Source organism: Metasolibacillus sp. (genome assembly GCF_025291715.1).
Classification (GTDB): domain Bacteria; phylum Bacillota; class Bacilli; order Bacillales_A; family Planococcaceae; genus Metasolibacillus; species Metasolibacillus louembei.
In genome coordinates this window covers 1-6841 of record NZ_JAMBIZ010000056.1, presented here as the reverse complement: position 1 = coordinate 6841, position 6841 = coordinate 1, and the positions used below count along the sequence as shown (strand labels likewise).

Genomic DNA, 6841 nt, shown 5'->3' with positions numbered 1-6841 from the left:
CCTCTAACGCATATACATAAGATTCTAAGCGCTCTAGCCGCTTTAATTGGCTACGTTCCCTTACATCCATTCGTTCCATTTCTGCCGCTGAACGAATACTGCTGCCCTTTGGCATCGTAGCCTCTAATCCATATTGAGCCACGCCCCATGAACTCATATTACGACTACCACCATACAAAGCTCGCTCTAATCTAGCAATCTCTTTTTTCCACAGCCGATAGTTGTTTATCATATACCCAATATCCATTTGAGTTGTTTGCCCTTTGCCCATGCTTTAGCCCCCATTTATGTGTTATAATAGAGTGTGTATAATTTTGCTGAGGTGGCTGAGCTGGAGCTTGGCTGCTTTTTTTATTTTAGATAAACGGCCTAAACATATCGACAATCATTGATACTAGACCGTACAGACTACTTGTCCCAATCCACGTTAGCGCCCATCCGTTCATTTCAAACTTGTACATTTTATTCATCCTTAGCCTCCGTATAAAAATTGGTATATTTCGAGTATATTTTCGTGCTTCTTTCTTAGCTAATTGATATAATTTTTCTAAAAAGAAAGAAGGTGTAAGATGTTTCAAGAAATATTCTTAAATGATGGCTTTGCTAATGTATTATCTGTTGGAATACCATTGATTGTAGTTATTTTTGCAATGTTATTAGTTATACATTTCATGGGTGAAGCTATTAAAGTAATTTTTTCATCACGTATTGTACAGTTACTCTCTTTAGTTGGAATAATATTCTTCTTGATTAAAGTTTGGTAGAGCAATCTAACCAGGCTTTTTTATTAACTATTCATAATGGTCATTGTGCTTAATATTACAGCCCACACATGCCTTCGCATTCGTTTGCCCATAAGTCTAGTTCTAGTTGATTTTCGTTTAAATCAACCTCTCGTAACGGTTTACAAGAACGATGTAAAAATGCTTGTCCGTTTAAAACTGGCATGTGTCTAATTTTTTCGTCTATGAAACAAGCATCTGCAAACGATTGAGGGTCGTTTCTCTTCATTTCTAGCCATGTTTGATTATCGTGAAACGGACAGCCTATGCAACTACTTTTAGCTGGCGTTCCCAATCCTTCACGTTCAACGTATGAAATGCAATTTGTACGATTCATCATCCGTACATCAATAAGTGGATGTTCTGCTTCGATCCACTTGTCTTCAATTGATTTCACACGATGTATTTCATCCGTACTAATGCCTTTCCACATGTGTACAACTTCTTTTACCTGTTGTCGTGGTTTATAACCTAACAGCTCGCGTACTTTTCGCTTAACAGGTTCGATTTTGTATTCTCCCGTACACTGTCGCCTTATCATCCCAACTGAACCATCATCAGCTAATGTAAATAGCGGCATTGTTGCCACTCTGGAACCTGTTTCAGCAGCCTTTATAAAGTCTTCACGAATGTTGCCTCCATTGGTGAAAATGATTTCATGCCCATATTTTTGTTTAATGTAGCCATTAACTTTATCCACCCATTTATAAATATTCGATGGTTCCCAGCCTGTATCAGAAAAAATAATATAATCCGGAATAACACCGTTTATTTCACCTTTTAAAGCCATTAACAACAATGCTGTAGATTGTGTGCCACCGCCGAACGACAACACATGTACATGCTTTTTACCATCGTCATAATTTTGCTTAATCATGTTTTCACCTCGCTTACTACGTGTAATGGTTCTATTGTTCATTAAGCCTGTTTAATATATTCTTCATGACGAGCTTCGCCAAATGATACTGTTTGCCCATCATCAGTTTGTACATGTACAAGACCATCACGAGTACGATAACCATTTGTAATTTGTCCTTTTTGCCATTTATCTTCCCAATAAATAAGCACAGGCGCACCAATTTCATAATAATAAGGCTCTTGGTTTACAAGAATGTTTTTCGGTCCTTCAAGTTTCTTGCATTCTTCATAAGCAACAATCACATCTTCAATTTGCTCTAAAGATGGTGTATCATCGCCCGATTCGATTTCTCCAACTTTTTGTCTAACCTCTTTCAAAAACTGAATTGAGAGTTTCCAACCTTTCTTTTTTTCATCTTCATTAGCTAAAATTAATGACATTCCTATTCACCTCATTTTCCTCAAGTAAATTCTTTGTACATGGCATCTATAATTCGATTGATTTCTTTTTTTAATTCTGTTTTATTCACTTTTTCTTTTCGAATAATAGATAGCAACATTACCGCAAAACCATAGTAAAATGTATCTTTTTTCAATGTGCCACCTACTTTACTTTCAATTAAAAATTATCCATCAATTCATCAAATTTCCCTTGTTTATAACCTGTTTGATAGGCTTCTTCTTTCTCTTTTTCTAAGCGTTGAACTTTTTCGGCTTGTTCAACTAACCAATCCATTTCTTCAATACTTACGTTGATGTAGTTACTAACCCCTTCACGGTCTTTGAATATGCGACTTTTAATTTCTTCTAATGTGATTTCAGCCATTCATTTATCCTCCTGCACATTTTGGTTCAAATGCTTACTAACTGCTGTACCTTAATTTCAGCCCTCGGCTCCATCGAGTACCACTTGCGGGCTACCAGCTCGACTATTTGTGCATCATCGCCCCATATAATGCCGTTCATCCCATCCTTTATGCCCTTGACTAGATTGTCTGCATCGGGCTTAGTCACTGGTCTTAGATCACCGCAAGCAATAAGTGCTTGCTTTGGCTTTGTGTGATACTTTTTCGGCGGCATGACATAAATATCAACCTCAAGCCTCAATGCTCCTTGTAGCGGATCCTGCGGCTTATTTTGCATAGCTACGAGCCTTACCCACTCTTTATAGTTTTTGGATTTTGGGGCGTCATGAGTTCTGACGCCCTTGCCTGCCCTGCTGAATCGTGGTCGCTCCTGGGCTTGTACTTTGCCAGGTATTGTAAAGCTAATCATGCCGTAGCCTCCTTGATAGCCTCATCCATGTTTACTTGATTACGCTCAAATTCAGCGTCTTCCAGTTCTTTTTCATGCTTTCGTTTACATACCGGCCCCATGCCATAGTCCATTGACTTCTGCGTCTTTAGCGGTCTATTACAGCGGTCGCATAGTTTCATAGATTCCCCTCCACTCGAATCCCATTTTTATTAGTTTGAATTTCCTTATAACCCTCATATCTCAACTGTTTGATTTCCTCGGCTGTAAACATTCCCACGGCTAGTAACTTGTCACGATCAACACGTTTGTACAGCTCTGTATATGTCAATAACCATTCAACTGCCTTTCGTGGTTGGTTTTGTTTTTTGTTAAATAAGCACCTTCTACTTGCTCCCATGTGAAGCCTAACATCTCACCTAAACTCAAAATCTCATAAAGCGCTTGCTCATAGTGAATGTAGTTTTCTAGCATGCACGACGTAATATAGTTGATTGCGATAAATTGACGTGTAATACCATTCTTCTCATCGTCACTTACCTGTGCGAAATATTCATTCATCTCTTCTTCATCAAACTCTTTGTAGCCGATTTCCAATCCGATGCTCAAAATGAAGTGCAAGCAGTCAATGTATTCCTCTAAAAGAGGATTCTTCGAATAAGAACCTTCTCCCCCGCACTGCCAACAATCAATTCCTGCATAGCTCGGTATCCCAATAGGCGTTCCAGTCCCAGCACAATTAGGGCACCCCACTTTAACACTTGTTCTTGATTCCTGGTTATTACTCCATCTTTTGAAGCCACGCCATTCGTTAGCACACTCACCTAACTCAACTTGTAGTGCTAGTAGCTTCCAGTCAAGGTTGTTTTGCCCTCGTAATTCTGGGTGTTGTTGTATGATGCGCTCGTCTAGCTCTGCTTGCATATTGAATAGTTTTTGTAAGTTCATTTGCGTGCTCCTTTTTTCACGATTTCAATATCATTTTCCAAAACACCAGCTTGAACATATTTAGGCTCAAAACCTTTTGTTTTCAAGAAAATAACTACATATCGCTCATTCATGCCTATTGGTCTATTTTCCCAATAAGCTACTTTCAGCGCGTTACCCTTCCTTAACCAACCATGCCACCCTTTGAATCTATCAGTGATTATTTTAACGATGTCACCACGTTCCAACTCTTGTCCGTTACAGTCGTAAGCCTTACCGTCATACGTAACACTATTCATGTATTCAACTCCCCTTTTAGCAGCACTCTACTGATTTTGCTAATAATTAACACGTTAGAGAGTGCGCGATTTATTATTTATCCCCGAATATGCCGCTTGGTCTATTGTCAATCGCTCCTGCGACACTTTGGTCGATTATCAGTAAAGCCAATGTGTTTTTATTGATTTTTAACTCTTCGCAAATTTTGCTATGCGCTGCTCCGTCCTTCCACAGCTTGCGAAATAACTCTATTTGCTTTTGTGTAAAGTCAAATTTGATAGATTCATGTTTAGCGCCAGTGAATAAAATGTAATTCATAATATCACCTCGTTAAACCTATCTAGGAAGCTCGTACAGCCGTTTTAATTTCGATAGGCTCAATGATATGGATTGACGGTTTAAGCTTGCTGTACATGTCACTAGGCGTTGTATAACGCTCGTACATGTTGATTACGTCTCCCTCATCAAAACATATTGTGCGATATGATGGCTTATCTCTATTTGGCTTGTACCACAAGATAATCGCTAATGGCGCTGGTCCGTTGTAGCCTAAATACGTGACATAGTTAATCATTCGATTCACCTACCAATCCCAATGCTTCGCGCGCAATTTCCCCGCCGTCTTTCAAAACGACAATCTCATCCCCTTGCTTTCGGCGATACCAGTCAGCGTCTGCGTAAAATTCAAGCGCTTCACATAATCGTCTATTTTCAGCATTCTCACACTCAAGCTCCATAAAATGAACACCTTGTAATGTTTCAACCAATTTTTGCAATCGTTCAATTTCAATACGAGCTTTTGCTTCTGCCAACTCCGTCACATCTAGCAATCTTTGAGTTTTAGCAAGCTCATCTCGTAATTGCGAAACCTTTTTTTCAAACTTCACAAGTGTTTGAAAATCATATTTCCCTGTCATTAATCACTCGCCCCTTTCGCTTTTTGAGCACTCTGTAAGCCTCGCCATAGAGCTTTTCAATCTCACTACGTTCCATGTCATGTACCATCCGACAGTGTATTTTGGTTATCACCAAGCCCATGTGCTTACACTCTGGCACTGGACACATAACATACTCACCTTGTACTGCCGTCCACCCCTTTGCGCGTCTAGCCATGTCATCACCCCGATTGATATAAATTCCGTAATCTATAATTGTTACGAACGTTCTTTTTGACAACCGCCACATGATTACCCGACATTTCAAACACTCTACTGTAAGTCGCTTCGTCGATTTTAAGTAACTCATCCACACCAAGCTCGGTGGATATTAGTAGCGGTTTTTTATTTAAGTAACGATAATTAAGCACCTCGTACATAATGTCAGCTTGCCAGTCGATTATTTGAGGCTTGCCATAACGGTCAAGCTTCAATTCGCCCCCAATCGGCTTAAATAAATCATCTACAAACAGCACATCAACATCTTTCATTTGCTGCATGATTTCGTTTTTACGCTCAAATTTATTAGCAGCGATGTTATTCATGCCGTCCTTGAACGGAAAATACAATACAGGCACCAGGTGCTCTTTAATCAATCCGTTTGAAATAGCTGTCAGTAAATGCGTTTTTCCGCAACCAGGCTGACCGATAAATGTTATGCTGTTTTCTCGCTCGTTTTTGATAGATTGAAAGTTTTCAAAGTAATTCAGCGCTTTATGAAACATTGTATTTATTTCAATATCAACGTCCATGTGTCTAAAGTTTTTGAAACCCATCTTCTGAAACTCTTCTGTAATTTCACTGGACTTGATTAAGCGATTAATTCGCTTTAACCTAGCACACGTGCATTCTTGCCAATCGCTCGTGTCATACTGCAAAATCATTTCTTGCAATATTCCCTCGAAATTCCGAGCGAGTACCGTTTCACCAGCCTTTTTCTTCACGTAAAAGCCGCCTTCGTCTTTGCATTTATCACACTCATAGCTCTTACTTGGTACTAAATTTGCTAAGTCCACGCATGAATTCCTCGTCTGCTCCCGCAAACGTTGAAGTATTTGGTCTATTTTGTGCCCCACTGGTTGCATCGTAGTTGCCCCCTTTCGTTAAAAAGTCTTGGTAACTATTAATGCCTTGCTCTACTGACCAACGCTTTAAAATGCCATCGATATAGTTTATAAACGGCTTGCCCCTATCAAGCGCTATTTTGATAGCCTCGATAATCAAATCAGCATCCTTGTAAAATTCGAGTAGCTTGTTAATGTCTTGAGCGTCCCTGTAAGTGGTTGGTCGTATATGCTGCTCGAAGTATGTTTTGATTTTCAAAAATGACTCGTCGATTTGAGAGGATGGAGGAAGGAGAGGCGTAGCCCCCTCTCTCTCTTCTCTCAATATTTGGTTATAATCAATATTTGGTTTATTCAATACTTGGTTAACATCAGTATTTAGTAGTGGCTGATTTTCTACTTCTTGAAAACCTACTTCTTGGTTTTCAACTTCTAGCTTTTCTACTTCTTGAAAATCGGTAAGTAGAGAATTATCAATTGGTATTTCATGGACAATAGTTTCCCACTCTTTAATACGCTGCCCTTCGCGTATTGGCCGCCTTTCTACATAACCGCAATCTTTTAATTCATTGAAGCCTGCCCTAAAAGATGATTTTCCATCAGTTGAGTGTTTCATCAATTCGTCCATATAAAACACCCAATCGTCAGGCATCGAAAGTAAGTAAGCCATTATGCCCTTAGCTTTCCACGATAGCCTTTCATCATTTAATGCTGTTCTGTTCATCACTACGTAGTTGCTATT

14 protein-coding genes and 1 pseudogene are annotated in these 6841 nt (G+C 39.3%); 1 reads left to right on the top strand and 14 read right to left on the bottom strand.

What is annotated here, in order from left to right; all coding sequences use genetic code 11:
* A pseudogene (locus tag M3Z76_RS19455) lies at window positions 1–271 on the bottom strand (sigma-70 family RNA polymerase sigma factor); the annotation flags it as partial.
* Window positions 272–569: 298 nt separating this feature from the next.
* Here M3Z76_RS19455 and M3Z76_RS19450 point away from each other — a divergent pair.
* Complete coding sequence (locus M3Z76_RS19450; RefSeq protein WP_293929854.1) at window positions 570–764, top strand: hypothetical protein; 195 nt, start codon at window positions 570–572, stop codon at window positions 762–764.
* 55 nt (window positions 765–819) lie between these two features.
* Here the strand turns inward: M3Z76_RS19450 and M3Z76_RS19445 are convergent, their stop codons facing one another.
* The 13 genes from M3Z76_RS19445 to M3Z76_RS19385 all read right to left on the bottom strand — a co-directional run.
* Window positions 820–1701 carry a phosphoadenosine phosphosulfate reductase domain-containing protein gene (locus M3Z76_RS19445; protein ID WP_293929853.1) on the bottom strand — a complete coding sequence of 294 codons (882 nt, stop codon included), beginning with the start codon at window positions 1699–1701 and terminating at the stop codon, window positions 820–822.
* On the bottom strand, window positions 1701–2081 hold the full coding sequence (locus tag M3Z76_RS19440) for a hypothetical protein (RefSeq protein WP_293929851.1): 381 nt from the start codon (window positions 2079–2081) through the stop codon (window positions 1701–1703). Before M3Z76_RS19440 ends, M3Z76_RS19445 begins: the two co-directional genes overlap by 1 nt.
* A gap of 20 nt (window positions 2082–2101) precedes the next feature.
* A complete protein-coding gene (locus tag M3Z76_RS19435; RefSeq protein WP_280522786.1) occupies window positions 2102–2236 on the bottom strand; it encodes a hypothetical protein in 135 nt (44 codons plus the stop codon).
* Between the two features lie 23 nt (window positions 2237–2259).
* Complete coding sequence (locus M3Z76_RS19430) at window positions 2260–2466, bottom strand: hypothetical protein (protein ID WP_293929849.1); 207 nt, start codon at window positions 2464–2466, stop codon at window positions 2260–2262.
* A gap of 26 nt (window positions 2467–2492) precedes the next feature.
* Entirely contained in the window at window positions 2493–2915 is a 423-nt protein-coding gene (locus M3Z76_RS19425) for a RusA family crossover junction endodeoxyribonuclease (protein ID WP_293929847.1), read from the bottom strand.
* A complete protein-coding gene (locus M3Z76_RS19420; RefSeq protein ID WP_293929845.1) occupies window positions 2912–3076 on the bottom strand; it encodes a DUF6011 domain-containing protein in 165 nt (54 codons plus the stop codon). The genes M3Z76_RS19425 and M3Z76_RS19420 overlap by 4 nt, the downstream gene beginning before the upstream one ends.
* Before the next feature lie 145 nt (window positions 3077–3221).
* Window positions 3222–3842 carry a dUTP diphosphatase gene (locus M3Z76_RS19415; RefSeq protein ID WP_295657526.1) on the bottom strand — a complete coding sequence of 207 codons (621 nt, stop codon included), beginning with the start codon at window positions 3840–3842 and terminating at the stop codon, window positions 3222–3224.
* Complete coding sequence (locus M3Z76_RS19410; protein ID WP_295657524.1) at window positions 3839–4120, bottom strand: hypothetical protein; 282 nt, start codon at window positions 4118–4120, stop codon at window positions 3839–3841. The genes M3Z76_RS19415 and M3Z76_RS19410 overlap by 4 nt, the downstream gene beginning before the upstream one ends.
* Before the next feature lie 73 nt (window positions 4121–4193).
* Window positions 4194–4418, bottom strand: a complete 225-nt coding sequence (locus tag M3Z76_RS19405; protein ID WP_293929841.1) for a hypothetical protein — start codon at window positions 4416–4418, stop codon at window positions 4194–4196.
* Between the two features lie 22 nt (window positions 4419–4440).
* The gene (locus M3Z76_RS19400) at window positions 4441–4674 is read right to left on the bottom strand and encodes a hypothetical protein (RefSeq protein WP_295657521.1); all 234 of its coding nucleotides are present in this window, start codon (window positions 4672–4674) and stop codon (window positions 4441–4443) included.
* A complete protein-coding gene (locus tag M3Z76_RS19395) occupies window positions 4667–5017 on the bottom strand; it encodes a hypothetical protein (RefSeq protein WP_295657519.1) in 351 nt (116 codons plus the stop codon). Before M3Z76_RS19395 ends, M3Z76_RS19400 begins: the two co-directional genes overlap by 8 nt.
* A 200-nt stretch (window positions 5018–5217) precedes the next feature.
* Window positions 5218–6051: a DnaA ATPase domain-containing protein gene (locus M3Z76_RS19390; protein WP_295657517.1), complete on the bottom strand. Its 834-nt coding sequence runs from the start codon at window positions 6049–6051 to the stop codon at window positions 5218–5220.
* On the bottom strand, window positions 6023–6841 hold an 819-nt coding region (locus M3Z76_RS19385), incomplete at its 5' end, for a DnaD domain-containing protein (protein ID WP_295657515.1). The genes M3Z76_RS19385 and M3Z76_RS19390, both read right to left, overlap by 29 nt.

What these genes read in the sequence shown, in the direction of transcription:
- M3Z76_RS19450 (WP_293929854.1), top strand. Translation starts at nt 570, where the DNA reads ATGTTTCAAGAAATATTCTTAAATGATGGCTTTGCTAATGTATTATCT.
- M3Z76_RS19445 (WP_293929853.1), bottom strand. Translation starts at nt 1,701, where the DNA reads ATGAACAATAGAACCATTACACGTAGTAAGCGAGGTGAAAACATGATT.
- M3Z76_RS19440 (WP_293929851.1), bottom strand. Translation starts at nt 2,081, where the DNA reads ATGTCATTAATTTTAGCTAATGAAGATGAAAAAAAGAAAGGTTGGAAA.
- M3Z76_RS19430 (WP_293929849.1), bottom strand. Translation starts at nt 2,466, where the DNA reads ATGGCTGAAATCACATTAGAAGAAATTAAAAGTCGCATATTCAAAGAC.
- M3Z76_RS19425 (WP_293929847.1), bottom strand. Translation starts at nt 2,915, where the DNA reads ATGATTAGCTTTACAATACCTGGCAAAGTACAAGCCCAGGAGCGACCA.
- M3Z76_RS19420 (WP_293929845.1), bottom strand. Translation starts at nt 3,076, where the DNA reads ATGAAACTATGCGACCGCTGTAATAGACCGCTAAAGACGCAGAAGTCA.
- M3Z76_RS19415 (WP_295657526.1), bottom strand. Translation starts at nt 3,842, where the DNA reads ATGAACTTACAAAAACTATTCAATATGCAAGCAGAGCTAGACGAGCGC.
- M3Z76_RS19410 (WP_295657524.1), bottom strand. Translation starts at nt 4,120, where the DNA reads ATGAATAGTGTTACGTATGACGGTAAGGCTTACGACTGTAACGGACAA.
- M3Z76_RS19405 (WP_293929841.1), bottom strand. Translation starts at nt 4,418, where the DNA reads ATGAATTACATTTTATTCACTGGCGCTAAACATGAATCTATCAAATTT.
- M3Z76_RS19400 (WP_295657521.1), bottom strand. Translation starts at nt 4,674, where the DNA reads ATGATTAACTATGTCACGTATTTAGGCTACAACGGACCAGCGCCATTA.
- M3Z76_RS19395 (WP_295657519.1), bottom strand. Translation starts at nt 5,017, where the DNA reads ATGACAGGGAAATATGATTTTCAAACACTTGTGAAGTTTGAAAAAAAG.